This window comes from Streptomyces sp. NPDC051322, from assembly GCF_040689485.1.
In the GTDB taxonomy this organism is placed as follows: Bacteria; Actinomycetota; Actinomycetes; order Streptomycetales; family Streptomycetaceae; genus Streptomyces.
The window spans coordinates 77,939-103,414 of sequence record NZ_JBFBAK010000015.1 but is presented as its reverse complement, the minus strand read 5'-3'; the positions used below and the strand labels follow the sequence as shown (position 1 = coordinate 103,414).

Annotated in this window: 22 protein-coding genes; 11 read left to right on the top strand and 11 right to left on the bottom strand. The window is 70.7% G+C overall.

Annotated features, from left to right (window positions below; translation table 11 throughout):
- Window positions 1–32: 32 nt before the first annotated feature.
- Window positions 33–2,423: an excinuclease ABC subunit UvrA gene (locus AB0436_RS27970; protein WP_366470715.1), complete on the bottom strand. Its 2,391-nt coding sequence runs from the start codon at window positions 2,421–2,423 to the stop codon at window positions 33–35.
- 249 nt (window positions 2,424–2,672) lie between these two features.
- Here AB0436_RS27970 and AB0436_RS27965 point away from each other — a divergent pair, with 249 nt between their 5' ends.
- Window positions 2,673–3,221, top strand: coding sequence for a hypothetical protein (locus AB0436_RS27965; protein ID WP_366470714.1), 549 nt, complete (start codon window positions 2,673–2,675; stop codon window positions 3,219–3,221).
- Between the two features lie 89 nt (window positions 3,222–3,310).
- Here AB0436_RS27965 and AB0436_RS27960 read toward each other — a convergent pair whose 3' ends face one another.
- On the bottom strand, window positions 3,311–5,647 hold the full coding sequence (locus AB0436_RS27960) for an LPXTG cell wall anchor domain-containing protein (RefSeq protein ID WP_366470713.1): 2,337 nt from the start codon (window positions 5,645–5,647) through the stop codon (window positions 3,311–3,313).
- A 205-nt stretch (window positions 5,648–5,852) separates the two neighbouring features.
- Between AB0436_RS27960 and AB0436_RS27955 the strand changes: the two genes are divergently transcribed.
- Window positions 5,853–6,380 (top strand): hypothetical protein, encoded by a 528-nt coding sequence (locus tag AB0436_RS27955; RefSeq protein WP_366470712.1) that lies wholly within the window; start codon window positions 5,853–5,855, stop codon window positions 6,378–6,380.
- A 34-nt stretch (window positions 6,381–6,414) separates the two neighbouring features.
- Here the strand turns inward: AB0436_RS27955 and AB0436_RS27950 are convergent, their stop codons facing one another.
- The 5 genes from AB0436_RS27950 to AB0436_RS27930 form a co-directional block, all read right to left on the bottom strand.
- Window positions 6,415–7,809: an alpha/beta hydrolase gene (locus AB0436_RS27950; RefSeq protein ID WP_366470711.1), complete on the bottom strand. Its 1,395-nt coding sequence runs from the start codon at window positions 7,807–7,809 to the stop codon at window positions 6,415–6,417.
- Between the two features lie 71 nt (window positions 7,810–7,880).
- The gene (locus AB0436_RS27945; protein WP_366470710.1) at window positions 7,881–8,339 is read right to left on the bottom strand and encodes a MaoC family dehydratase; all 459 of its coding nucleotides are present in this window, start codon (window positions 8,337–8,339) and stop codon (window positions 7,881–7,883) included.
- Between the two features lie 70 nt (window positions 8,340–8,409).
- Window positions 8,410–9,948: a long-chain fatty acid--CoA ligase gene (locus AB0436_RS27940; RefSeq protein ID WP_366470709.1), complete on the bottom strand. Its 1,539-nt coding sequence runs from the start codon at window positions 9,946–9,948 to the stop codon at window positions 8,410–8,412.
- Window positions 9,949–9,961: 13 nt separating this feature from the next.
- Window positions 9,962–10,843: an amidohydrolase family protein gene (locus AB0436_RS27935; RefSeq protein WP_366470708.1), complete on the bottom strand. Its 882-nt coding sequence runs from the start codon at window positions 10,841–10,843 to the stop codon at window positions 9,962–9,964.
- Between the two features lie 40 nt (window positions 10,844–10,883).
- The gene (locus AB0436_RS27930; RefSeq protein ID WP_366470707.1) at window positions 10,884–11,795 is read right to left on the bottom strand and encodes an SDR family NAD(P)-dependent oxidoreductase; all 912 of its coding nucleotides are present in this window, start codon (window positions 11,793–11,795) and stop codon (window positions 10,884–10,886) included.
- A 110-nt stretch (window positions 11,796–11,905) separates the two neighbouring features.
- Between AB0436_RS27930 and AB0436_RS27925 the strand changes: the two genes are divergently transcribed.
- Window positions 11,906–12,838: a PaaX family transcriptional regulator C-terminal domain-containing protein gene (locus tag AB0436_RS27925; RefSeq protein WP_366470706.1), complete on the top strand. Its 933-nt coding sequence runs from the start codon at window positions 11,906–11,908 to the stop codon at window positions 12,836–12,838.
- Window positions 12,839–13,161: 323 nt separating this feature from the next.
- Entirely contained in the window at window positions 13,162–14,727 is a 1,566-nt protein-coding gene (locus tag AB0436_RS27920; RefSeq protein WP_366470705.1) for an MFS transporter, read from the top strand.
- Window positions 14,728–14,911: 184 nt separating this feature from the next.
- Here the strand turns inward: AB0436_RS27920 and AB0436_RS27915 are convergent, their stop codons facing one another.
- Both AB0436_RS27915 and AB0436_RS27910 read right to left on the bottom strand, forming a co-directional pair.
- Window positions 14,912–16,027 (bottom strand): hypothetical protein, encoded by a 1,116-nt coding sequence (locus AB0436_RS27915; protein ID WP_366470704.1) that lies wholly within the window; start codon window positions 16,025–16,027, stop codon window positions 14,912–14,914.
- A 13-nt stretch (window positions 16,028–16,040) separates the two neighbouring features.
- Window positions 16,041–17,168 carry an SPFH domain-containing protein gene (locus tag AB0436_RS27910; RefSeq protein WP_366470703.1) on the bottom strand — a complete coding sequence of 376 codons (1,128 nt, stop codon included), beginning with the start codon at window positions 17,166–17,168 and terminating at the stop codon, window positions 16,041–16,043.
- Window positions 17,169–17,401: 233 nt separating this feature from the next.
- Here AB0436_RS27910 and AB0436_RS27905 point away from each other — a divergent pair, with 233 nt between their 5' ends.
- The gene (locus AB0436_RS27905) at window positions 17,402–17,821 is read left to right on the top strand and encodes a hypothetical protein (protein WP_366470702.1); all 420 of its coding nucleotides are present in this window, start codon (window positions 17,402–17,404) and stop codon (window positions 17,819–17,821) included.
- Here AB0436_RS27905 and AB0436_RS27900 read toward each other — a convergent pair.
- Both AB0436_RS27900 and AB0436_RS27895 read right to left on the bottom strand, forming a co-directional pair.
- Window positions 17,815–18,876: a helix-turn-helix domain-containing protein gene (locus tag AB0436_RS27900; RefSeq protein ID WP_366470701.1), complete on the bottom strand. Its 1,062-nt coding sequence runs from the start codon at window positions 18,874–18,876 to the stop codon at window positions 17,815–17,817. The two genes, AB0436_RS27905 and AB0436_RS27900, sit on opposite strands and share 7 nt — an antisense overlap.
- A 139-nt stretch (window positions 18,877–19,015) precedes the next feature.
- Window positions 19,016–19,942: an EamA family transporter gene (locus AB0436_RS27895; protein WP_366470700.1), complete on the bottom strand. Its 927-nt coding sequence runs from the start codon at window positions 19,940–19,942 to the stop codon at window positions 19,016–19,018.
- A 227-nt stretch (window positions 19,943–20,169) separates the two neighbouring features.
- On the opposite strand from AB0436_RS27895, the gene AB0436_RS27890 reads away from it, so the two are divergent.
- The 6 genes from AB0436_RS27890 to AB0436_RS27865 all read left to right on the top strand — a co-directional run bounded on the left by AB0436_RS27890 (window position 20,170) and on the right by AB0436_RS27865 (window position 25,378).
- Window positions 20,170–21,483, top strand: a complete 1,314-nt coding sequence (locus tag AB0436_RS27890; protein ID WP_366470699.1) for an ATP-binding protein — start codon at window positions 20,170–20,172, stop codon at window positions 21,481–21,483.
- On the top strand, window positions 21,480–21,881 hold the full coding sequence (locus tag AB0436_RS27885) for a roadblock/LC7 domain-containing protein (RefSeq protein ID WP_366470698.1): 402 nt from the start codon (window positions 21,480–21,482) through the stop codon (window positions 21,879–21,881). Before AB0436_RS27890 ends, AB0436_RS27885 begins: the two co-directional genes overlap by 4 nt.
- On the top strand, window positions 21,878–22,252 hold the full coding sequence (locus AB0436_RS27880) for a DUF742 domain-containing protein (RefSeq protein ID WP_366470697.1): 375 nt from the start codon (window positions 21,878–21,880) through the stop codon (window positions 22,250–22,252). The genes AB0436_RS27885 and AB0436_RS27880 overlap by 4 nt, the downstream gene beginning before the upstream one ends.
- Window positions 22,233–22,880 carry an ATP/GTP-binding protein gene (locus AB0436_RS27875; RefSeq protein WP_366470696.1) on the top strand — a complete coding sequence of 216 codons (648 nt, stop codon included), beginning with the start codon at window positions 22,233–22,235 and terminating at the stop codon, window positions 22,878–22,880. Before AB0436_RS27880 ends, AB0436_RS27875 begins: the two co-directional genes overlap by 20 nt.
- Window positions 22,877–24,091 carry a cytochrome P450 gene (locus tag AB0436_RS27870; protein WP_366470695.1) on the top strand — a complete coding sequence of 405 codons (1,215 nt, stop codon included), beginning with the start codon at window positions 22,877–22,879 and terminating at the stop codon, window positions 24,089–24,091. Before AB0436_RS27875 ends, AB0436_RS27870 begins: the two co-directional genes overlap by 4 nt.
- A gap of 75 nt (window positions 24,092–24,166) precedes the next feature.
- Window positions 24,167–25,378, top strand: a complete 1,212-nt coding sequence (locus AB0436_RS27865; protein WP_366470743.1) for a cytochrome P450 — start codon at window positions 24,167–24,169, stop codon at window positions 25,376–25,378.
- The last annotated feature ends 98 nt before the right edge of the window (window positions 25,379–25,476 follow it).

Genomic DNA, 25,476 nt, shown 5'->3' with positions numbered 1-25,476 from the left:
CATTTTTTTCTGGGTGCCGCGCGCGGCCCCGGTCAGCTGCCGACGTATGCCGCCAGGTGCTCGCCGGTGAGGGTGGAGCGGGCGGCGACGAGGTCGGCGGGGGTGCCCTCGAAGACGATCCGGCCGCCGTCGTGGCCGGCGCCGGGGCCGAGGTCGACGATCCAGTCGGCGTGCGCCATGACCGCCTGGTGGTGCTCGATGACGATGACCGACTTACCGGAGTCGACGAGCCGGTCCAGCAGCCCGAGCAGCTGCTCGACGTCGGCGAGGTGCAGACCGGCGGTCGGCTCGTCGAGGACGTAGACGCCGCCCTTCTCGGCCATGTGGGTGGCCAGCTTGAGCCGCTGCCGCTCACCGCCGGACAGCGTGGTGAGCGGCTGGCCGAGACTGAGATAACCGAGCCCGACGTCGGCGAGCCGCTCGAGGACGGCGTGCGCGGCCGGAGTGCGCGCCTCGCCGGCCCCGAAGAACTCCTTGGCCTCCGTCACCGACATCGCGAGCACCTCGCTGATGTCGCGGCCGCCGAGGTGGTGGTCGAGCACCGACGCCTCGAACCGCTTCCCCTCGCACACCTCGCAGGTGGTCGCGACACCGGCCATGATCGCCAGGTCGGTGTAGACGACGCCGGCGCCGTTGCAGTTGGGGCAGGCACCCTCGGAGTTGGCGCTGAACAGCGCCGGCTTCACGCCGTTGGCCTTCGCGAACGCCTTACGGATCGGCTCGAGCAGTCCGGTGTACGTCGCCGGGTTGCTGCGCCGGGAGCCCTTGATGGCCGCCTGGTCGATCGACACCACGCCGTCCCGGCCGGACACCGATCCCTGGATCAGCGAGCTCTTGCCCGAGCCCGCCACCCCGGTGATGACGACCAGCGCGCCGAGCGGGATGTCGACGTCGACGTCGCGCAGGTTGTGTGTCGTCGCGCCGCGGATCTCCAGTGTGCCGGTGGGCTTGCGTACCGTCTCCTTGAGAGAGGCCCGGTCGTCGAAGTGGCGGCCGGTGATGGTGCCACTGGTCCGCAGCCCCTCGACGGTGCCCTCGAAGCAGACGGTGCCGCCCGCCGTACCGGCGCCGGGCCCGAGGTCGACGACGTGGTCGGCGATCGCGATCGCCTCCGGCTTGTGCTCCACGACGAGCACCGTGTTGCCCTTGTCGCGCAGCCGCAGCAGCAGGTCGTTCATCCGCTGGATGTCGTGCGGGTGCAGGCCGACGGTCGGCTCGTCGAAGACGTAGGTGACGTCGGTCAGCGACGAACCGAGGTGGCGGATCATCTTGGTGCGCTGGGCCTCGCCGCCCGAGAGGGTGCCGGACGGCCGGTCCAGCGAGAGGTAGCCGAGCCCGATCTCGACGAACGAGTCGAGGGTCTCGCCCAGCGCGGTCAGCAGCGGGGCCACTGAACGTTCTTTCAGCCCCCGCACCCAGGCGGCCAGGTCGCTGATCTGCATCGCGCACGCGTCGGCGATGCTGATCCCGCCGATCCGCGACGACCGGGCAGCCTCACTGAGCCGGGTGCCGCCGCACTCGGGACAGTCGGTGAAGGTGACCGCGCGTTCCACGAAGGCCCGAATGTGCGGCTGCATCGCCTCCTTGTCCTTGGCGAGCATCGACTTCTGGACCCGGGGAATGAGCCCCTCGTAGGTCATGTTGATGCCCTCGATCTTCATCCTGACCGGCTCATGGTGGAGGAAGTCGTGCAGCTCCTTCTTCGTGTACTTGGCGATCGGCTTGTCCGCATCGACGAAACCCGACGCGCTGAAGAGCCGGTAGTTCCAGCCGCCCGCCTTGTAGCCGGGGATCGTCAGCGCGCCCTCGTTGAGCGATTTGCTGTCGTCGTACAGCTGCGACAGGTCGATGTCCGTGACCGCGCCGCGGCCCTCGCAGCGCGGACACATGCCCCCGACGATGCTGAAGCTGCGACGCTCCTTCACGGTCTGCCCGGCGCGCTCCATGGTGACCGCGCCCGCCCCGCTGATCGATGCGACGTTGAAGGAGAACGCCTTGGGCGAGCCGATGTGCGGTTGCCCGAGCCGGCTGAAGAGGATGCGCAGCATCGCGTTGGCGTCGGTCGCGGTGCCTACGGTGGAGCGGGGGTCGCCGCCCATCCGCTGCTGGTCGACGATGATCGCGGTGGTCAGCCCGTCGAGTACGTCGACCTCGGGCCGGGCCAGTGTCGGCATGAAGCCCTGCACGAACGTGCTGTAGGTCTCGTTGATCATCCGCTGCGACTCCGCGGCGATCGTGTAGAACACCAGCGAGCTCTTGCCCGAACCGGAGACGCCGGTGAAGACCGTCAGCCGCCGCTTCGGGATCTCGACGCTGACGTCCTTGAGGTTGTTCTCGCGCGCGCCGTGCACGCGGATCAGGCCGTGACTGTCGGCAACGTGCGGCACGGGCAACTGCGTCTCCGTCCTCGTGGCCTTGCTCATCGTGTCTCCAGGGGGTCTGTCGGAGCGGGGCCGCCCACGTCCTGAACGCTAGCCGCGGCCCGGGGTCCGCGCTTCTCGATTCCTGATCTGTTCGGCCGCGGCTTTCGCCGCCGTCCCGTCACCCGTACGGACCACACCGGCTGGCGACGGCCGCGCGTCCGGGTGAGTCTGCGGGAGTGCCCTGCCCGGATCCGCACACCCGGTCCGCACATCGCGGGCATTCCCCGAAACGACCCCCGGAGGTCCGTCGTGGTCACCTCAGTCCCGTTTCGTCGTACCGCCGTCGCCGTGGTCCTGTCCGGTGCGCTGCTGGCCGGGGGGACCGCCTGCGGCAGTGACAGCACGCAGAGCGCGGGGGCTCCTTCGTCGGCGTCGCCGACCAGCACGGTCGAGAAGCAGAAACTGGCCAAGACCCGTTTCGTCGCCAATGCGGGGCTCGCGGCCGGCGCCACCTACGAGTGGATCGTGAAGCCGTACAAGGCGGGCAAATTCAAGAAGGGCGCGCACCACCGGACGTTCACGGTGATCAAGGCGGGGCTGGCCGGTGCGTTCGCGTACAACAGGCTCAAGGCCGCCCTGAAGAACGCCAAGGCCGACCCCACGCTGTCCAAGGCGGTCGCGCCGCTCACCGCCGGTGTCAACTCGCTGAAGAACCTGCCGAGCAAGCTGCGCGACGGCGACGGCAACGCGGCGGGCGCTTTCGACAAGGTGATCAAGTCGGTGAAGGACGCGGGGAAGAGCGCGGGCGCGGAGGTCAAGAACAAGGTGCCCTCCAGCAAGGAACTGGCCGGGAGCTGATCCCGTCCCCCGGACAGGGAGCCGGAAACCGGGCGGCCCGCACCTGGAGGGTGCGGGCCGCCTTCGCTTTCAGTCCCTGGGGTCCGCGATCAGCTTCCGGTACCGGTGTTGCGGCGTCGCCACCACACCAGGCCGGCGCCGGCCGCGAGGAGCGCGGCGGCGATGCCTGCCAGGGTGAGGACCTGAGTACCGGTGTCGGCCAGGCCGCCCCCGCCGCCGCCGTTCCGGTCGGGCGGGGTGGACGGCCCGGGAGCGGGCGTGCTGTGCCCGGGGGTGGGCGTGTGGGTGGCCGGGGCGGACGGCCGGCCGGTGGGCGTACCGCTGTGGCTGGGGGTCGGCGTCGGGGACTGGCCGCCGCCACCGGACTGGCTGCCACCGCCGCCGAGGAGCAGCTGCTGCCCGTTGTCCGCGTCGTCCGTCATGGCCTGCACCGAGGTCTTCGTGGAGCGCGGCAGGTTCTTGTGCTGGACGGTGAACTCGACGCGGCTGACGTTGCGCTTCGGGGACTTGGAGAAGTCGACGCCGCCCATGACGCAGGTCTTCTGCTGCCCGGCGAACTCGCAGGGGTAGCTGTAGTCGCCCTGGGTGAACGACTTCACGTACTCCTCCCACGTCTGCCGGGGCGTCCAGCTCTTGTTCTTGCCCCGGACCGGCCACTTGGCCACGTCGTTGCTGTTGATCACCGTCCGGTAGTCCGTGGCGTGCTGCTGGTCCTGCTGCCGGACGTACTCGGCCGCGACCCGGGCGCTGTAGACGCGGCGCAGGTCCGCGTACTGCGGCGCGGTGTTCACCTGGTGCTCGACGTCCGGGATGATGATCTCGTTGACCAGGCGCTGCGAGGTTTTGCGCTGGGCGTCGGTCAGGTCGCATTTCCCGTTCGGGCTCGGCGTCTTCACGTCGGAGGCCACCGAGTTGACCTTCAGCGGCGCGTCGAGGATGTAGATGCCGTTCTCGTCGGCGCGGACCTTCGCGGGCCGGGGCACGATCCAGTTACGGACCACGGTGCCGCAGTCCAGGCCGGCCGCCCGCATCGCCTGCCAGTACCGCTTGCCGAGCTCCTTCCTGGGGTCCATGTCCTTGGCGTAGTCGTGCTTCATGGCCAGGTCGGCCTGGAGCAGCACCCGGCCGGCGTCGGTCTTGCCGAACGTCTTGTCCATGATCTTGTCGGGCTGGTCCGGGTTGAGATTCACCCAGAACTTGTCCGGTGTCAGCGCGAGCCAGGTGAAGAACGAGTCGGAGATGAGCTGCGCCTTCTCCTTGCCTCCCCAGCCGAGGTTGGCGTCCTCGTCGGCCTTCTTCGCGGCGAACGAGTAGTTCAGCCCCTGGTTCTTGACGGGCTTGCCGACGTAGGACAGCTCCAGGGTGGAGAAGTCGACGCCGCCCGGACCGCGAACGCGCAGACCCTGCGGGTCGTTGGCGCGGATGCGCGCCATCCGTTCGGCCATGTCCTTCGGGGTCGGCGCGGATCCTTCGACGGCGCGGGCCGCGCCCCCGGAGGGCGTCCTGCCGCCGGTGTTCATGTACGGATCGGGCTTGGAGTAGGTGCCGCGCTGGTACTCGGGCACGCTGGTGGAGCGGTGCTCGTAACTGACCACGCGGGGGCGGCCCTGGGCGTCCCGGCCCGCCTGCTCGCCGAGTCTGTTCAGGTAGTTGCGGGTGGCGGGCTGCTTCTCCTCACCGTTGACGTAGCCGATGCGCGCGTTGCGGCGCTGCGGGTCCTCGAGGAACTTCTGGTTGGAGAGGTCCTGCTTGGTGTCGCGGCCTCCGCCCGCCTTGAACTCCAGGTACTCGTTGGTCTTGTAGTTCACGGCGTCGAACTTCCGGACCAACGGCTTGCCGGTCTTCGGATCCTTGACCGGGTTGCCGTCCTTGTCACGGATGGCAATCTCTTCCTGGCAGAGCCAGTCGGGGCCCAGCAGCCCGAGGTCCTTGACGACCTTCTTCTCGAAAAAGGCGCCCCGCCGGTTGTTGTTGTTCGGCAGAATGTAAGCGTCGTTCAGCCACTTCTCGAACGTGCCGTAGCGCGCGTTCGACGGGTCGCGCTGCAGGAAGTCCCGGTAGGTGGCGTAGACCCGGTCGGGGCTGCCCTTGGGGTACTGGTCGTACGGCTTGGTCAACTTGTCGAGGATCTTGTCCCGCTCCGCCGGGTCGGCCGGCAGGGTGAGCCCGTCGAGGGCCTGGCGCGGGGCGTCGTAGTTGTACGAATCCCAGTCGGCCTGGTTCCGGACGCCGACGCCCCGGTCCCAGGGCATCGACCCGGCCGAGTTGCCGCTCAGGCCGTAGGTCTCGTCGCACCGCTTGCCCTTCGCCGCGTACGCGGTGCCTTGCAGGGACGGCAGTCCGGTGAGGGTCAGGACACCGGCGCAGGCGAGCGCGACTCCGGCCCGTGCCCAGAGGCGGCCGTGCTGCTGTATCAGGTGAGACACGTGATTTCGTTCCCCCATGGGAGCCCCGCCAAAGGGTTGTTCGGCGGCACCAGGGGCCCCCGGTGACGTGTGGCGCCGCCAAAGCCCTCACAGTAGATGCACAGTTTTCCCCGCGCCCCCGCCTTCTTGACGTCATCACACGTCAACTCCCTTTGCACACAGGACGGTTACAGCACGGGGCGGCGCGCCCCGTAGGCTCGTCCGTATGGACCCGATCGACACTCCTGAGTGGGCCGACAACCCCCGGCTGCGCGCGTGGCTCACCACGCAGCGAGCCGCGTTCCCCTCCTGGGCCGAGGAGCACGGCGGCGGCTGGGACTTCACGCCGGGCTCGCTGGACCGCCTCGAGGAACGGATCCGCAGCTCGTTCTCCAGCTGGGACGACGTGCGCGACGCCCGTGACAGCCCCCTTCTGTCGGTCGCCGCCTGGTACCTCGGCGAGGTGCAGGTCCGCCATTGCCACGCCGTCTGGCGGTGCAGCCCCACTCCTCCGCCGCCCGGCAGCCTGACGGGCGGCCACCCGGTGGTGGTCTTTCCCCGGGAGGCGCTGGACGAGCATGAGCGGCTGGCGCTCGACGAGTTGGCGGAGGCCGGCGAGTACCCCATGGCCCTGGTCGACCCGGCCGGCACGATCAGGTCCCTGTTCGCGGCACCGGACAGTCACCTGCGGGACGCGATCGCCCGGTTCGAGCACTTCCAGCGATGGCGCTGCTCCGTGGGGGGCGGCGCCTGACCGCTGGTCGAGCGGCCCCGCCGTGGTGCGGACGTCAGTAGCGCAGCCGGTCGCGCCCGGGTTCGCCCAGGCCGCCGACGAGACGGGGCGCGTGGAAGGGCGCGTAGCGGGGGGCGGTGCCCGGGTTCAGGGCGGTGGCTGCCGCGTTCAGCTCGGTCGGCTGGGCGGCGTTGTCCCACCTCCCGGTGTCCAGCCGGTGCTCCAGGGCGTGCAGCGCGGCAATCTGCTCGGCCGACTGGAACGCGCAGTGGCCGGTTCCCTGGACGTAGGCCTGACGCAGCAGGTGGCTGTCGCCGGCCCGGGCGACCCGTTGGGCGTACCAGTTCTCCTGCTCCACCGGCACCAGTTGGTCGTCGGTGGTGTGGATGTCCAGCTCCGGGACGCCCAGGTGCCCGGTCGCCATCGAGGTGCGGGTCAGGGACGCGACGGCCCGGGGGTCGGCATGGATGTCGGCGTCGCGGGTGAGCGTGGACAGGTCGGCGTTCAGGTCGAGCCCGGCTTGCCTGTACAGCGCCCGGACCTCAGCGGTGTGGCTGCTGCTGTTCAGCAGCGCCCGGTAGTCGACCCCCGCCGTGTAGGCGCTGTTCCCGCCGGCGGCCAGCTCGATCTGCTGACGGCCGGTCACGTAGCGGGAGAAGCCGGGTCCGACGAGGGTCTGCTCCTGCTGCGCCTCCTGCGCCGCGTAGTCGTGCGGATCGGGCGCGGCCTGACCTGAGTACCAGGTGGGCTCGTTGATCAGAGCGGCGGCGAGGGCGATCCGGGCACGGCCCTGCGGTGAGTCCTGTGCGGCCGAGGTCGCCTTGTTCAGCGCGTCCAGCGCCGTCGAGGCCTGCTGCGGCGTTCGGTAGTCGACCAGTTGGATCTTCTGTTCCGGGGCGAGCAGGCGGGAGGCGGCGTACTCGCCGTCCAGTTGGTAGTTGTTCAGGTTGAGCGCGCCCCCGACCAGCCCACAGGTGGTCAGGGTCCCGTCGACCTGGTGCCGCGGGTCCTGCGTCTCCAGCGCGCTGACCAGCCCGCCCATGGATCTGCCCCAGGCGATCGTCCGCTGCGGCCGGCCGATCTTGTCCTGCACCGCCCGCAGGGAGGCGAACTGGTCTTTCACTGCGGACTGCAGGGCCCACAGCGAGGGGCCCGAGTAGGACGACCCGGCCAGGGCGTACCCCTCGGCCAGCAGTTGCTGCTTGGTGGCCGGGTCCGGGGCGTCCTGCGCCTGCAGGGCGCTGTAGCCGTGGCTGAAGAGGATGAGCGTGCCGTTCCACGCGGCCGGCACGTCAGCCATCCAGTCGGCACCGTCCGACAAGGTGCCCGTGTAGCTCCGCGACTGGGTGGCGGCCTGTGCCGGACCCATCGACGTCACCCCGCCGGCCGCCAAGGCGATGACCGCCGCCGCCATGATCCTGGAACTCCACTTGCGCCTGGTCCTGTGCATGGGCACTCCGTAAGTTGTTGGGTGGCCCGCGAGGGCCGGATCCGGCTGATGGGTGTGGTGGGTGTGCTGGGTCAGGCGTAGTGGCGGTAGACGGCCTGGGCGACGCAGGCCGGCTTGGCGCTGCCGTCCACCTCGACGGTGAAGGCCAGCTGCATCTGCACGCCGTTCCCCTTGACCTCCTCGACGGAGTCGACGACGCCGTGCAGGCGGATCTTGGCTCCGACCGGAACGGGGCTGGGGAACCGGACCTTTTCGAGGCCGTAGTTGACGCTCATCGAGACCCCGGTGATCTCCAGCAGCTCGTTGAAGAGCGGGATGACCAGAGCGAGCGTGAGATAACCGTGGGCGATGGGGCCGCCGAAGGGCCCGTCCTCGGCCTTCTCGGGATCGGTGTGGATCCACTGGTGGTCGTCGGTGGCGTCGGCGAAGGTGTTCACCCGGTGCTGGGTTATCTCCCGCCAGTCGGTGCGGCCGAGGTCGATGCCGGCGAGGGACTTCAGTTGGGCGAGGCCGTGGGCGGTGGTGGGCATGGGGAGGTGACCTTCCTGTGGCGGTGTGCGGGGCTGATGTGGTGTGCGGGGCTGTGGTGATGTGCGGGGTTCACGGGCGATCGGCGGAGTCCGCCGCGTAGGCCGACCGCAGGGCGGGTTTGACGAGCTTGCCGGAGGCGGTGCGGGGCAGCGCATCGGCGAAGACGACGGACTTGGGGATCTTGTACTTGGCCAGTCGCCCGCGCAGGTGGCCGAGGATGTCGGCCTCGTCGGCGCGGGCTTCCGGCTTGAGCACGACGACGGCGCGGCCGACCTCGCCCCACTGCCGGTCGGGGACGCCGATGACGGCGCACTCCTCGACGGCCGGATGGTCGAGGACGAGGTTCTCGATCTCCGCCGGGTAGACGTTCTCCCCGCCGGAGACGTACATGTCCTTGACCCGGTCGACGATGTAGGCGAAGCCGTCGTCGTCCGTGCGGGCGATGTCGCCGGTGCGCAGCCAGCCGTCGTCGGTGATCGCGGCGGCCGTCTCGGCTGGCCGGTTCCAGTAGCCCGACATGACGTGCGGTCCGGACACCAGGATCTCCCCGCGCTCCCCCGGCGCGGCGTCGCCGCCGTCGGGCAGGACCACCCGGGTGTCGGTGAAGAAGTGCGGCACCCCCGCCGAGCCGGCCTTGGCCGCGGTGTGTTCCTTGTCCAGGTAGAGGGTGCCGGGGGACGCCTCCGTCATGCCGTAGCCCTGGCTGAAGGCCAGGCCGCGGGCGAGGTAGCCGGCGATGGTGCGTTCGGGGACCGGCGCGCCGCCGCAGTTGAGGGTACGCAGGCTGGACAGGTCGGCCTGCGGCCAGTGCGGCCGGGCGGCGAGCGCGTCGTACATGGTCGGCACGCCGAACATGCAGGTCACCCGCCGGGTCTCGATCAGCTGCAGCACCCGGTCGGGGTCGAAGGCGCCGAGCAGGATCACCCGGCCGCCTTTGAGGAGGGTGGGCAGGCAGGTCATGTTGAGCGCCGCTGTGTGGAACAGCGGGGCGGTCACCAGCGTGACCTCGTCGGCGGCCAGATCGAGGTCGACCAGGACGTTGACGCTGTTCCAGACGATGTTGGCGTGCGAGAGGACCGCGCCCTTGGGGTGGCCGGTGGTCCCCGAGGTGTACATGATCATGCACGGGTCGTCGGGGGCCACTGACTCGTCCAGCGGTTCGGTGCCGCCGCGGCCGAGCAGGTCCTCGTAGCCGAGGGCGCCGGCCGCGGCCCCGGCGAGTGCGATGCGGTGGCGCACGCCGGCCTCGGCGGCGGCCCCGATGGCGGCGTCGGCCTGCTCGGGGGCGTGCACAAGGACGCCGGCGCCGGAGTCGGTGAGGTTGTAGGCCAGTTCGGGCGCGGCCAGGCGGGTGTTGAGCGGGACGAAGACCGCGCCGAGGGCGCCGGTCGCGAACAGGGTCTCCAGGAAGGCCGGGTGGTTGGGGCCCAGGTAGGCGACCCGGTCGCCGTGGCGCACACCCAGACCGCGCAGCGCGTGGGCCAGGCGCAGCGCCCGTTCGTGCAGTTGCCGGTAGGTGAACTCGCGGGACTCGTGGACGACGGCGATCCGGTCGGGGGTCTTGCGGGCTCGGCGTGCGGGCCAGGAGCCGATGCCTTGGTTGCGCACGGCGGCCTCCGTTTCAGTCTTCGGTCAGGCCGAGCAGGCGGGCGGCGTTGTCCTTGAGGATCTTCGGGCGGACCTCGGGTTTGATGTCGAGCTTGTCGAAGTCGGCGAGCCACCGGTCGGGGGTGATGACCGGGTAGTCGGAGCCGAAGAGGACCTTGTCCTTGAGCAGGGTGTTGGCGTAGCGCACCAGTTGCGGCGGGAAGTACTTCGGCGACCATCCGGACAGGTCGATGTGGACGTACGGCTTGTGTGTGGCCACTGCCAGCGCCTCGTCCTGCCAGGGGAAGGACGGGTGGGCGAGGATGATCCGCAGCTCGGGGAAGTCCACGGCGACGTCATCCACCAGCATGGGGTTGGAGTACTTCAGCCGGATGCCGCCTCCGCCGGGGACGCCTGCACCGATGCCGGTCTGGCCGGTGTGGAACAGCGCGGGCACGCCGAGTTCCTCGATGGCCTCGTACAGCGGATAGGCGAGGCGGTCGTTGGGGGCGAAGGCCTGAATGCTCGGGTGGAACTTGAAGCCCCGCACCCCGTGTTCCTCGACCAGCCGACGAGCCTCGCGGACCCCGGCCCGGCCTTTGTGGGGGTCGACGGAGGCGAACGGGATGAGGACGTCCGGGTGGGCGGCGCAGCTCTCGGCGACCTCCTCGTTGGCGATCCGCGGATGCCCGGTGGCGTGCTCGGCGTCGACGGTGAAGACCACCGCGGCCATGCGGCGCTCGCGGTAGTGGGCGGCCATCTCGTCGATCGTCGGCGTGCGGTGTCCGTGGGCCTTGAAGTACTCCGCGGAGGCGCCGAACAGCTCGGGGCTGAGCGCCCCGTGGCCGTCCTTGGAGATCTCGGCGTGCGTGTGCACGTCGATGGCGACGAGCTCGTCCGGGCTCAGGGATGTCATCGTCGGCTCACCTTCCGTTGTTCCGTGTGGGGTGGGAGGTTCAGGCGCCGGGGGCCTGGGGGGCGGGGATGCCGTAGGTCTGCGGCTCGCGGCCGACCGAGACGGGCCAGGCGGCGGCGATGTCGTCGGCGCTCCAGCCGCCTCGGTGGTAGGCGGTGGCGACCTCCTGGGGGTGCGACCACAGGGCCAGCTTGTCACCGCCGATGCCGACGCACTGGCCCGTGATGGACGCGGCGGCTTCCGAGGCGAGGTGGACCACGAGGCCGGCGACGTCCTCGGGCGTGCCGAGCCCTTCGGCCATGCGCAGCCAGTCCGGCAGCGGCTCGCCGCGCTCCTCGAGCGCCTCGATGTACGGGGCGAAGGCGGGGATGGTGCGGGTCATGCCGGTGGCGGCGACCGGGACCAGGGCGTTGACGGTGATGCCGGCCCTGGCCAACTCCAGGGCCCAGGTGCGGGTCATCGCCGCGATGCCGGCCTTGGCGGCGGCGTAGTTGGTCTGGCCGAAGTTGCCGCGCTGCCCGGCAGGGGAGCAGGCGGTGATGATGCGACCGCCCTCGCCCTGCTCACGCATCCGTACGGCGGCGGCGCGCACGCAGGTGAAGGTGCCGCGCAGGTGGACGCGCACCACGTCGTCGAAGTCCTCGTCGGACATCTTCCACAGCACCCGGTCGCGCAGGATGCCGGCGTTGGTGACCATGACGTCCAGCCGGCCGAAGGCGTCGACGGCCCGGGCCACCAGCGCATCCGCGACCTCGCCGGACCCGACCGGGGCCACCTCGGCCACCGCCTTGCCGCCGGCCGCGGTGATCTCCTTCACCGCGCGGTCGGCGGCCTCCGCGTCCACGTCGTTGACCACCACCGACGCGCCGGCGCGGGCCAGGGCGGCGGCGTAGGCGAATCCGAGGCCACGTCCGCTGCCGGTGACGACGGCGACCTTGTTCGAGAGATCCATATGTGTGCGGTCCTTGCCTTGCGGTGTGCTGACGCCGCCGACGTTAGGCTGTTTGATTGCGGCGGTCAATACTTTGCCGACTATCGAACAGGCCCCCTACACTGAGCCGCGTGACCAGGACAGGGACGAAGCCCTCCACGGGCGAGGAGGAAGGCGCCGCCGGGTCCGCGCGGCCGCAGACGCTGATGCTCAGCTTCCTGGGCCTGTACGTTCTGGAGCACGGCAGCGCGGTCTACTCGGGCAGCGTCATCGACGTGTTCGCGCGTGTGGGGGTCTCCGAGGACGCGGTGCGTTCCACCCTGACGCGGATGGTCAAACGCGACCTGCTGACCCGCCACCGCCGCGGCCGCAAGATGTACTTCGGACTCACCCGGCGCTCCACCGAGGTGCTGCGGGACGGACACGACCGCGTCTGGGGCGCCGGAGCCGTCAACCGCGACTGGGACGGCACCTGGACCCTGGTCGGCTTCTCCCTGCCCGAGGCCTGGCGCAGCCAGCGGCACGACCTGCGCTCGCGCCTGGTGTGGGCCGGCTTCGGCTCCCTGCAGAACGGCCTGTGGATCGCGCCGGGTGACCTGGACGTCCCCGCCGTCGTCGCCGGGCTGGGCCTGGAGGATCACCTCAACGTGCTGCGCGGACACGCGGCCGAGCCGACCGAGGCCGCCCAACTGCTCCACCGGGCCTTCGATCCGGCCGGTATCGCCGGGCGCTATCACACCTTCCTGGACCAGTGGGACCGCCCGGAGCCGGTGCCGTCCGCCCCCGACGACCTGGCCCGTCAGCTGCTGCTGCACACCGACTGGCTCCAGGTGGTCCGCTCCGACCCCCGGCTGCCCGCCGAGCACCTTCCCGCGGACTGGCCCGCGATCCGCGCCGAGCACGTCTTCCGCACCCTGTCCGCGCAATACGACGCCCCGGCCAAGCAACTGGCCGACGCGGTGCTGGACACCATTCCCGGCGATCCCATTTCCGGCGACCTCGCTTCCGGCGACCTCGCTTCCGGCGCCCCCTTTCCCGGAGACACGGCACCCGAGCGGGGCTGAGCAGCCGCCGGCAACGGCATGTACCCCGGGACGGAAGACCCACAACATTCGTCACTTCATTGACCGCCGTCCATATTCAGCCCTATATTCGCCGCACCCCCCGGTGCCGGCGAGCCTCCGGATCCGGCACCGGCCGCCCCGCTCCAGGTAGCGAGGCCGGTCCGCGGCGCACCGCGGACCCGGTCCTCCCCGCCGTCCGCCCACCCATGGGAACGGCACCCCGCCGAGGCCCTGGCCCCGTACCCACTCGGCCTCGAACAGCACACACCCGCCCCGTCGGCTGTATCCCGCCTGTTCCCGCCCGCCCACCCGCTGGAGCCGCAATGCCCCTGACCGACCCCGTCTCGTCCGCACGAGCCGCCCGCCCGACGCCGGACCGGCTGCCGCTCGGCACCCTCATCGCCGGCTGTCTCGCGGTCTGCCTCGCCCAGATCGCCCTCGCCGTCCCCGCCACCCTCAACGGCCTCTTCCAGGAGGACCTGCACCCCATCGGCTCCCAACTCACCTGGATATCCGACGCCTTCCTGCTGCCGGTGACCGTGCTGGAGCTCACCTTCGGTGTGCTGGGCGATCTGTTCGGCCGCAAGCCGCTGCTCGTGGGCGGCTCGATACTGGTCATCGGCGGCGAGGCGGTCTCCGCCGCGAGCAGCGGTGTCCACCTGTTGTGGGTCGGACAGGTGATCGCCGGTCTGGGCGCGGCCGCGCTCTTCCCCACCTCCCTCGCCGTGATCGCCGCGGGGACGCACAGCCATCGCGACCGGGCACGCGGCATCACCGTGTGGGCGGCCGCCCTGTCCACCGGCGGCTTCGTCGCTCCCGTGGTCGGCGGTATCACCGGCAGCTACGACTCCTGGCGCACGGCCTTCGTCGTGGTCGTGCTGATCGGCGTGGCCAGCACCGTGGTCAGCCTGCTGTGCGCCCGGGATTCCAAGGCCCCCGAAGGCCGCTCACTGGACCTCGGCGGACAACTCACCATCGGCATCGGCCTGTTCGCACTGCTCTACGCGGTCATCCAGGGGCCCACCGACGGCTGGGCATCGACGCCGGTCATCATCGCCTTCCTCGTCGCCGCGGTCTTCGTCGTGCTCTTCGTCATCGCCGAGAGGCGCGCCCGCTCCCCGCTGCTGCGCCTGGACCTGTTCGCCAACCGGGCGTTCGCGGTCGCTTCGGTCGTCGCCGTCGTCGGCATGTTCAGCTTCCTGGGAACCGCGTACGCGACCAGCATCCGGCTCGGCCCCGTCCAGCACCAGAGCCCCTTGCGCACCTCGGTGGCCTTCCTGCTCCTCAACGGCCTCACCCTGGTCATGGCCCCGCTCACCTCTCGGCTGCTGGAGCGGGTCAGCGGACGCTGGATCCTCACCGGCGGGCTGGCCCTGATGGCCGGCGGTGACTTCCTCGCCGCGACCCTGCCGGTCGACGACCGGGCACTGACCTCGCTGGTGCTGCCCCTCGGCCTGGTCGGCATCGGTTTCGCGCTCACCGTCTCCTCGATCACCGCCACCGCCGTGAACACGGTCCCGATCCATTACGCCGGTATGGCCAGCGCCTCGACCAGCCTGCTGCGCGACTTCGGGTTCACCCTGGGTCCCGCGGTCATCGGCGCCATAGCCCTCAGCCGCGCGAGCTCGTTGTTCACCTCGGGCCTGCATGGCTCCGCACTGAGTCCTCAGGTGAAGGCCGCCGCCACCGAAGTCGCCGCCCAGGGCGGCCCGCTGGCCGTCAACTCCGTCCCCTCCTCCACACCGCCCGGCGGCGCGGCACCGCTGGCCCTGCAGGCGCTGGGCCATGGATACTCCCTCGGCTTCGCGATCTGCGGCGCGGCGGCGCTGGTCTCCTGCCTGCTGGCCCTGATCGCCCTGCGCCGCGTGGGCGCCCCGCAGGGCTGCTGACGCTTCCCGATACCGAGCCCCTCGCGTTCCGCAGTCAGAACGGCGGGGACTACGACGAACACCCGGTGCTCCGCCCCGACCGGGCCCCGGACGAGGAGGGCCTCCGCATCCACTGTCGGACGGGCGACGCGGAAGAGCAGTGCGCACGCACCGGCGGTGATGAAGAGGCGGACAGGTAAGGGTCCTACTTCTGCATCACCAGGAAGACGATCAGCGCGACGAGGACCAGCGCGGACACCGCCGCGGCGGCGATCTTGCCCTTGCTGTACGGGCGTGCGCCGATGACCTCGGCGGTGCGGGCGTTCACCATGACCTGCCAGCTCCTGCCCGCGTACAGATAGGTCAGGAACCAGACGGGCAGCAGCACCAGCTTGAAGGTGAGGCCCGAGTAGCGGGTGTCCACGGAGGTCACCCGCTGTTCGTCACCGCCGATGTCGGCCCGGCAGTCGGACCGGATGACGTCGGCCATCCGTTCCTTGGCGGTCACCAGGGCGTCCTCCGGCTCCACGTCGTATCGCACGGTCCGGAAACCGGCCAGATACGCCGGCTGGAACGGCTTGGCCTCCTCCAGCGGCCACGGCGTGAGCTTGTCCAGCTGTTCGGCGGCGACATGGGTGGTCCCGGCGACGAGCACGTCGTCGAAGCCGCGGCCGACCGTCCCGGAGGCGGGGGACCAGCGGGTGCGGCGCACCTGGCGGGTCTTGGTGACGCTCTCGCCGTTCTCGGTGGTGGTGTAGGTCTCGGTGACGTAGTAGTAGTCGCCGCGCTGGCCCCGGTAGCTGGAGACCGTCTGCGCGTCGTACGTCCAGTGCGGCAGATAGCTGCCCCGGAACGTCTCCGCCTCGCTGACCTGCTTCAGGCGGGACGGCGCGAACCAGCGGGACGACGTCCACCCGCTCAGTGCCTCGCGGGCCGCGTTGCGGTCCAGGCCGAAGGGGACCACGGCTTCCGGTGTCACCCGCTCGGTGGCGCCGGGTTCGGCGACCAGCGCGGTGGCGCAGAACTGGCAGTGCGCGGAGAGGTCGTCGCTCTCGGTGTGGGCGCCGCACCCCGGGCAGACGTAGCTGCGGAGGCCCTCGGCGGTGGAGCTCAGTGGCTTGGCGGGCAGCGCCGCCAGCTCGTCGAAGCTGTGCTCACGCACCTGGCGCGGCACCGCCGTCACCGCCTGCTCATGACCGCAGTACGGACAGCGCAGCGCGTCGGAGCCCGGCGCGAACTCCACGGTGGCGCCGCACGCCTGGCACGGGTAGGAACGGGAGGCCGTACCGGGGTTCGCGGTGTTCTGCTCGTCGGTGCTCATCGTCGGCCCGCTCTCAGGCCTGCGGCGGCAGCGGCGGCGGTACGGCTCCGAAGAGCCGGCCGATGTCGGGCACCTGGTCGGCAGGCAGCCAGCCGGGCATCCCTTCCTTCCAGACGAGCGTCGTCCGGGTCAGGGTGCCCGCGCTCACCAGACCGGTCAGCGCGGTGGGGTCGTACGGTCCCTGCTGGGCGCCGTTGACGCCGACGAACCACTGCTCCTGCGCGGGCAGCGGCGGCGGGCCGGCCGAAGGGGCGGGGGCGGCGGCGGGTGCCGGAGCCGTGGGCTGCGGGGTGAGGCCGGCCGCCATCCGCTGGCCGGCGGCCATGCCGAGCCCCAGTCCCATGCCGTCGCCGACTCCGCTGCCGGGCGTGCGGGCACCGGCCGCGAGCGCGTCGGCTGCCTGGAACCGGGTGTACTGGTCGAGATCGCCCGCGATACCCATCCTGGAACGGGTGTCGATGGCTGCCTCGACCTCCGGCGGCAGCGAGATGTTCTCGATGATGAACGTGGGGACGGCGATACCGACCGGCTGCAACTCCCGGGTGAGCACGCCCGCCAGCTCGGCGCCGATCGCCTCCTGCCGGGTCGCCAGATCCAGCATCGGCACGCCCGACGCGGCGAGCGCGCCACTCAGCCTGCCGACGATCAGCTGACGCAGATACTCCTGCACTTCCTCGGTACGGAACTGCGGGTCGGTGCCCGCCAGTTCACGCAGCAGCGCCGCCGGGTCCGCCACCCGCGCCGCGTAGGTACCGAAGGCGCGCAGCCGCACCATCCCGAACTCGGGGTCGCGGACGATGACGGGGTTCTGCGTCCCCCATTTCATGTCGGTGAACTGGCGGGTGGTGACGAAGTACACCTCGGCCTTGAACGGCGAGTCGAAGCCGTACTTCCAGCCCTTCAGCGTGGCGAGCAGCGGGAGGTTCCGGGTCTCCAGGGTGTACGTGCCCGGCTGGAAGACGTCGGCTATCCGTCCCTCGTTGACGAAGACCGCGGTCTGCGACTCGCGTACGACGAGCCTGGCGCCCATCTTGATCTCGTTGTCGTGACGCGGGAAGCGCCACACGATCGTGTCCCGGCTGTCGTCGGTCCACTCGACGATGTCGATGAACTCACCGCGGATGCTGTCGAACAGTCCCATGAAAACCTCACCCGCTCGCTGATACGTCCCTCGCCCGAGCCGCCAGGGAACGATAACAACCCGGTATGACAACTGGCACACCCGGCTAAGCCCCTGGCGCAGCACGCTAAGGCGTTCCGCCGGATTTCCGGCGACGATTTCCTTGCCTGCACGACAACGACCACCGCAGGCGGGTCCGCCTTCGGCGGACACCTCCGTCAGAGCCACTTCACACCCAGGGGAAATCCGTGCGAATGCGCAACCGTATCGCTCCGTTCACGATGACCGCCGTACTGCTCGCGGGGGGTGCGGCCGCTGTGACGGCCGGCTCGGCCGGCGCGGCGGAACCGAAGACCGACGCCACCGCCCAGGCGGTCTCCTGCCTCGGCACCGCGAAGTACTACACCAGCGCGCCGGGTCACGGCAGCAGCAACGCCCACTGGCCCGGCACCGGCATCTGGGCGTACACCACCAGCAACTGCCAGGACATCAACGTGAAGGTCAAGTCCACCCGCTCGGTCAGGACCTGCTTCAAGGCCACCGGCAAGTGCAACGGCTGGAAGACGGCCAAGGCGGGAAAGTGGATGCTGGCCGCCACGAACGTGAAGGACCGGTCCGGCTTCTACATCCAGTTCAAGGGCACGGCCCGCAGCTACGGCTGGATCGCCTACTGAGGCGCCGGACCGGCTGAACCACGCGGGGCGTCGGGCCTTTGGGTCCGGCGCCCCGACTCGGCGCAACGGATGTCGGGTTCGGCCCGCAGGAGTCCGCGCCGGTATTCCGTCGGGGTGGTGCCGTAGGCGGTGCGGAAAGCGCGGGTGAAGTCGGCCGGAAGCGGAAAACCCCAGCGGGCGGCTGTCGCGTGCACCGGTCGGCCGGCCAGGTGCGGGTCGGTGAGGTCACGTCGGGCGCGGCTGAGCCGCCGGCGGCGGATGTACGCGGCGACCGTCTCACCGTGGGCGTGCTGGTGGAAGAGGCGGTGCAGGGTGCGCAACGAGATGTGGTGAGCGGCGGCGACCGTGGCGGGGGAGAGTTCGACGTCGCCGAGATGCCGGCAGATGAAGTCCTGGATCTCCAGGAACTGCAGGTGCTGACGGCTTTCAGCCGGTATCCGCTCCGCGGCATCGATGTGGTGGGCCAGCCATGCGGTGACCAGATCGATCAGGACGCCCCCCAGCCTTTGCCCGTCGGCTGCCCCGCAGGGCGCGGTGTCGGTGGTCAGGTGGGTGAGGAAACCGGCGAGCAGCCGTCCCGACCCCTTCCGTCCTGTCATACGGGCGGCCAGCATCCGGTCCACCCGGTTCGACGACAGCGGCAGCACGGCTCGCGGAATCTGCACCACCACGGAGGCCGCTGTGCCCTGCCGGGCATCCACCACGGTCTCGTAAGGGTGGGAGGTCGAGTACACGACCAGATCGCCGGCCCCGAGCGATGCTTCGCACTGATCCTGATGGATCGCTTGCTCGCCCCGAACGATGAGCCCCACGGCGTACATCTCGGGGTCGGAGCGCCGGATCAGCCGCGCTGTCCTGCGTGACCTCATGGACGCGTAGGTCATGGCGGTCACCTGCGCCGCGCCCATGTCCGCGGCTCGCAGTGAGGCCCGGAACTCAGCCGCCCGGTCGATACTGAACTCATTGGGTATCAGCGCGCTCGCTGTGATCTCACGCCAGGCGTCCACCCGGTTCGACACCGGCAGTTCCTGGCTGTCGAACACGTCCTCCAGCATCGAGCTCACCCCTCTTTGCCTGATCCGCGCGGTCGCCTTTCACCTTCTCCGGCCGGGGCCCGCCGGAAAAGTGCATCGTCGGACAGCGACCTGACCGAAACCGGACCGGGACACCACGCGGAAGAAGCGGAAGAAAGCGCTACTTCCCCGAGACCTGCGTCCGTACCGCCCCCATGCTGGCCACGATGACCAACGCGATCGCCAGCGCGTCCACCGCGGACAGCGCCTGGTGCAGGACGAGGAAACCGGCTGTCGCCGCGATGGCGGGCTCCAGGCTCATCAGGACCGCGAAGGTCGAAGCGGGCAGCCGGCGCAGCGCGAGCAGTTCCAGGGTGTAGGGGAGTACGGACGACAGCAGCGCGACCGCCGCGCCGAGGCCGAGGGTGCTCGGTACGAGGAGCCGGGAGCCGGCGTCCGCGATCCCCAGCGGCAGCATCAGCAGCGCGCCGACCGCCATGGCCAGCGCCAGGCCGTCGGCGCGCGGGAAGCGCGCCCCGGTACGGGCGGAGAAGATGATGTACGCCGCCCACATCCCACCGGCGGCCAGCGCGAACGCCACCCCCACCAGGTCGAGACCGCCGAAGCCGCCGCCGCTGAGCAGCGCCACGCCGCAGAGCGCGAGGGCGGCCCAGAGCACGTTCACCAGGCGGCGCGAGGCGATCACCGAGAGCGCCAGCGGACCGAGGACCTCCAGGGTCACCGCTGCGCCCAGCGGGATGCGGTCCACGGCCTGGTAGAACAGGCCGTTCATGCCGCCCATCGCCACCCCGAAGACGAGTACCGTGTTCCAGTCGGCGCGGGACAGTCCGCGCACCCGGGGCCGGCAGACGACCAGCAGCACCACGGCGGCGACGGCCAGCCGCAGCGACACCACCCCGAGCGCACCGGCCCGGGGCATCAGCCAAACCGCGACGGCGGCGCCGAACTGCACCGAGACCCCACCGGACAGCACAAGCCCCAGCGGCCCGAGACGCGACCGCAGCGTGGGCGACCCGAGGTCGCCGGGCGCGGGGGCGGTCAGAGCGGTGTCGAGGGCCTTGGCGTCGGCGGGGGCAATCGGGTCCATGGCCTCCACAGTAAGGGGCCGTGACGCAGTTCCTCACTTACGTTCGAGAGACGTGGCACACGGCGGGTGTGCGGCCCCGTGCAAAATACGTACCGAAGCCAACAAATTCCGGACCCATAAATTCCCAAAGCGATCACCAACCCTCCTATAGTTGCCAGGCGTTAGGCAGAACCCGCAGCTCCCCGCACAAACCCCTCCTGCCCCATCCGTCATGAGGACTCCGCCAGATGACAGAGCGCCCCCCGCTCCGCCCGACCGCACTGGCTCTGCTGATCTCCTTGATCGTCTCGGGCCTGCTCTGCGTATGTGCGGCGGCCGCTGCCCCCGACCACATACGCGCCCCACTCGCCTGGTGCTCCGCCGCTGCCGCAGTGCTGCTGAGTGCCGCCGTCGCCGCCGCGGTGTACGGCGCCACGTCGGCCCGGGCGCTCCGCACCCGCGTGGACCGGATGAGCGAGGAGGCCGCCCGGTGCGACACCAAGGTCGTCGAACTCACCGCCGAGCTCAGGGAGAAGACCGCCGAACTCACGGCCCGCGCGGCACGCGCCGAGTCGGTTCGGTCCGCCGCGATGTCCGCCGCCGCCAACGCTGCGGGGCGGATGCAGGCCCTCGCCACCGGGATGCTCGCGGACCTGCGCGAGATGGAGCACCGGCACACCGACGAGGACGTGCTCGGCGATCTGCTCCACCTCGACCACCGGACCGCCCAGGCGGGCCGCCTCGCCGACTCCATCGCCGTACTCGCCGGGGCACGCTCCGGACGCCGCTGGGCCAAGCCCATCGTCATGGAGTCGATCCTGCGCGGTGCGATGGGCCGGATCGCCGGCTATCAGCGCATCCGGCTGCACTCCACCAGTGAGGTCGCCATCGCCGGTCACGCCGCCGAAGGCGTGATGCACTGTCTCGCGGAGCTGCTGGACAATGCTGCCAACTTCTCGCCGCCGACGGCCGAAGTGCATGTGTACGTCGAAGAGGTACCGGCCGGCCTGATCCTCACCATCGAGGACAGCGGCCTGGTCATGAGCGACGTCCAGCTGCGCCGCGCCGAGCGGGCGGTCACCTCGGAGACCACCCAGCAGACCGACCTCGCCGGCCTGTCCGGTACCCGGCTCGGTCTGGCCGTAGTGGGGCGGCTGGCCCGCAAGCACGGCCTCACGGTCTCCTTCCGGCCGTCCGCGCGCGGCGGCACCGGCGTCCTGGTGCTGCTGCCGCAGGAGCTCATCACCCGGCCGCCGCTGATCAGGGGCACGACTACGGGTACGCGTACGGATGCGGGTACGCTCCCCGCCCCCGCACCGGCCGAGCCGGCCACCGAGCCCGAACCCCCGCACGCCACCCCCGCGTTGGGCGAGAGCGGCCTGCCCCAGCGGCGCCGCGGCCGGACACTGGCGGCCGCGCATCCGAGCGGGGCGATCCCCGACGGCGAGCCCCGGCCTCGTACCACCACGTCCAAGACGTCCACGACATCCGCCGTGAGGTTCAGCACGTTCCGGCAGGCCGTGCGTGGCGACTCCCCGGATCCGGAAGGCAGCACCTCATGACTCCCACGACCACCGACGAGAGGCTCAACTGGCTGCTGGAGAGCCTCCTGGAGCGCACCCCCGGGGCCCGGCACGCCCTCGTCCTCTCCCGTGACGGCCTCAAGCTGTGCCGCACCCCGGGGCTCACCGTCGACCAGGCCGACCAGCTCGCCGCCATCTCGGCCGGCATCCAGAGCCTGTCGCACGGCGCGTCCATGGAGTTCGGGGACGGCACGGGCGGCGTCCGGAGCGCGATGGCGGAGTTCTACGGCGGGGTGCTGTTCATCGTCGAGGCGGGCGACGGCGCTCATCTCTCGGTGATCGCGGACGAGTCGGCCGATGTGGGCCTGATCGGACACAACATGAGTGAGCTGGTCGAGCAGCTGGGCGAACACCTCAGCGCGGAGCCGCGCACGTGAACCCGGGCGGGAAGCGGCCCAGGCCGGGTCGCGACGACGACCCCGACCGCCTCTACACCCTCACCGGCGGCCGCAGCCGGGCCGACGCCGGCACCTTCGACCTGGTCACCCTGGTGGTGGGCGAGTGCGATCCGACGCCCGGAATGCAGTCGGAACACGCTGCCATCCTGCGGATGTGCGCCCGCCCCACCGCCGTCGTCGAGGTCGCCGCCGAGCTCGGGCTGCCCGTCTCCATCACCCGGATCCTGCTCTGCGACCTGCTCGACACCGGCCGGATCAGCGCCCGTCATCCGCGTACCGCGGGCGGCGGGGACCGTCTTCCCGATCCTCACATCCTGGAGCAGGTGCTCGTTGGACTCCGCAACCTCTAACCAGTCCGCAACCTCCCCACAGCCCGGCCTGGCCGGCACCGCCGACAACGGTCTGAAGATCGTCATCGTCGGAGGCTTCGGAGCGGGCAAGACCACCATGGTCCGGTCGGTCAGCGAGATCCGCCCGCTGAACACCGAGGAGACGATGACGCAGGCAGGCGCGGCCGTCGACGATCTCACCGGGGTGCACGCCAAGACCGCCACCACCGTGGCCTTCGACTTCGGCCGGATCACCATCGACGAGCGCACCATCCTCTATCTCTTCGGGGCGCCCGGACAGGAGCGTTTCTGGTTCCTGTGGGACCGGCTGTTCTCCGGCACGCTGGGCGCGGTGGTGCTGGTCGACACCCGCCGGCTCGCCGAGTCCTGGTACGCGATCGACCGCCTCGAACACCACGGCACACCGTTCATCGTCGCCTGCAACGACTTCGGCGGCCCCGTGCACACCCAGGAGCAACTGCGGGAGGCGCTCGATCTGCCGGACGGGATCCCGCTGATCGACTGCGACGCCCGCGACCGCACGTCGAGCAAATACGTACTGATCACGCTCCTGGAGCACCTCCAGGCCCTGTCGACCGCCCCGCCCGTACTTTCCACCCCATCCGTCCGGGAGCCCAGCGCCACATGACCACAGAAGCTCCGCCCACCCCGCTGAGCGGCCCCCGCTTCCAGACCGACCCCACCCGGCTCTACCGGGAGATGCGCAAGACCCACGGCCCGGTGGCGCCGGTGCTCCTGGACGGCGACGTACCGGCCTGGCTGGTGCTCGACTACCGGGAGCTGCACCAGGTCACCGGCGACCCGGCGCTCTTCAGCCGCGACTCGGACCTGTGGAACCAGTGGGACCGCATTCCCGCCGACTGGCCGCTGCTGCCCATGATCGGCCGTAAACAGCCGTCGATCCTCTACACGGTGGGCGAACGCCACCGCGAACGCGCCACCATGATCGGCAACGCCCTCGAGGCCGCCGATCCATTCGAACTGCGCCGGATCACCGAGCAGTTCGCCGACGAGCTGATCAACGCCTTCTGCGGGGCGGGCCGTACGGAGATCATCGGCCAGTACGCGATGCTGCTGCCGGTCCGGGTGCTGGCCCGGGTCTACGGCTTCCCCGACGAAGAGGGCCCGGCGCTGGTCAAGGCCCTCAACGACATGATCGACGGCGGCGAGGACGCGCTGGCGGGCCAGCAGCACCTGGCCGGTTCCATGGTCCGGCTGCTCGACGACCGGCAGGTCGCGCCCGCCGACGACGCGGCCTCCCGGATGCTGGCCGACCCGGCCGGCTTCACCGCCGAGGAGATCGCCCAGGACCTGATGGTCATGATGGCGGCCGGCCACCAGCCCACCGCCGACTGGATCGGCAACTCGCTGCGGCTGATGCTGACCGACGACCGGTTCGCCGCCTCGCTCTCCGGCGGCCGGCACAGCGTCGCCGAAGCGATGAACGAGGTGCTCTGGGAGGACACCCCCACCCAGAACGTGGCCGGCCGCTGGGCCGCCCGCGACACCGTCCTGGGCGGCCGGCGCATCGAGGCGGGCGACATGCTGCTGCTCGGTATCGCCGCCGCCAACGCCGACCCGCAGGTGCGGACGGACGGTTCGGCCTTCACCGGCGGCAACAACGCGTTCTTCTCCTTCGGCCACGGCGAGCACCGCTGCCCGTTCCCGGCCCAGGAGATGGCCGAGGTCATCGCGCGGACCGGCATCGAGGTCATCCTCGACCGGCTGCCCGACGTCGACCTCGCGGCCGACCCGGCCACCCTCACCCGGCGTCCCTCCCCCTGGCTGCGCGGTCTGTCCGCGCTGCCCGTCACCTTCACCCCGGTCCCGGCGCTGTGACCGGACAGCACACCGTCCCCAGCATCCTCTTAGGAGACACCGATGACCTGTCCGGTCGACCACGAGCCCCTCGTCCTGGACCCGATCGTCCTGGACCCCCTCGTCCAGGACCTGGACGCCGAGAGTGACGCCCTGCGCGCGGCGGGACCGCTGGCCCGGGTGGTGCTGCCGGGCGGCGTCGCCTGTTACGCGGTCACCCGCCACGCGGCGGCCAGGCAACTGCTCACCGACGCACGCCTGGTGAAGGACATCAACGTCTGGGGCGCCTGGCAGCGCGGCGAGATCCCGCCCGACTGGCCGTTGATCGGCCTGGCCAACCCGGGCCGGTCGATGCTCACCGTGGACGGCGCCGACCACCGCAGGCTGCGCACCCTGGTCGCGCAGGCCCTCACCGTACGGCGCGTTGAACGGCTGCGCGCGGGCATCGAGAAGCTCACCACCGGGATGCTGGACCGGCTGGCCGAGACACCCGCGGGCGAGACGGTCGATCTGAAGGCAGAGTTCGCCTACCCGCTGCCGATGAACGTGGTCAGCGAGCTGATGGGGGTGGACTCCGCCGACCATCCCCGGCTGAAGCACCTCTTCGAGAAGTTCTTCTCGACGCAGACACCGCCGGAGGAGGTCCCGCAGATGATGGCGGACCTCGGCGCGCTCTTCGCCAAGATCGTCGAGTCCAAGCGGGCCCACCCCGGGGACGATCTCACCAGCGCGCTGATCGCGGCCTCCGAGGACGGCGACCACCTCACCACGGAGGAGATCACCAACACCCTCCAGCTGATGATCGCGGCCGGTCACGAGACCACGATCAGCCTGATCGTCAACGCCGTGGTGGCCCTGCAGGCCCATCCCGAGCAGCGCAAGCTGGTGCTCAGCGGTGAAGTGCCGTGGGAGAACGTCATCGAGGAGACGCTGCGCTGGTCGACCCCGACCTCGCACGTACTGATCCGGTTCGCCACCGAAGACATCGCGGTCGGGGACACGGTGCTGCCCCGGGGCGAGGGGCTGATCGTCTCGTTCGGTGCGATCGGCCGGGACGAGGAGGCGCACGGCCCGACCGCCGGCAACTTCGACATCACCCGCACCCCCAACCGGCACATCTCCTTCGGCCACGGCCCGCACGTTTGCCCTGGCGCGGCCCTGTCCCGCCTCGAGGCAGGCGTCGCCCTGCCGGCGCTCTTCGGCCGCTTCCCCGAACTGCATCTCGCGGTGCCCGCCACCGAACTGCGCAACAAGCCGGTCGTCACCCAGAACGACCTTTACGCGCTGCCGGTGAAACTCGGCGGCTGACGCCCGCACCCGTGTCGCGCCCCGGACCATGGCGCCGGCCGTGCCGTCGGCCCGCGGTCCGGGGCTTCGTCTCATCGGGCGGACCTACTGTCCATATC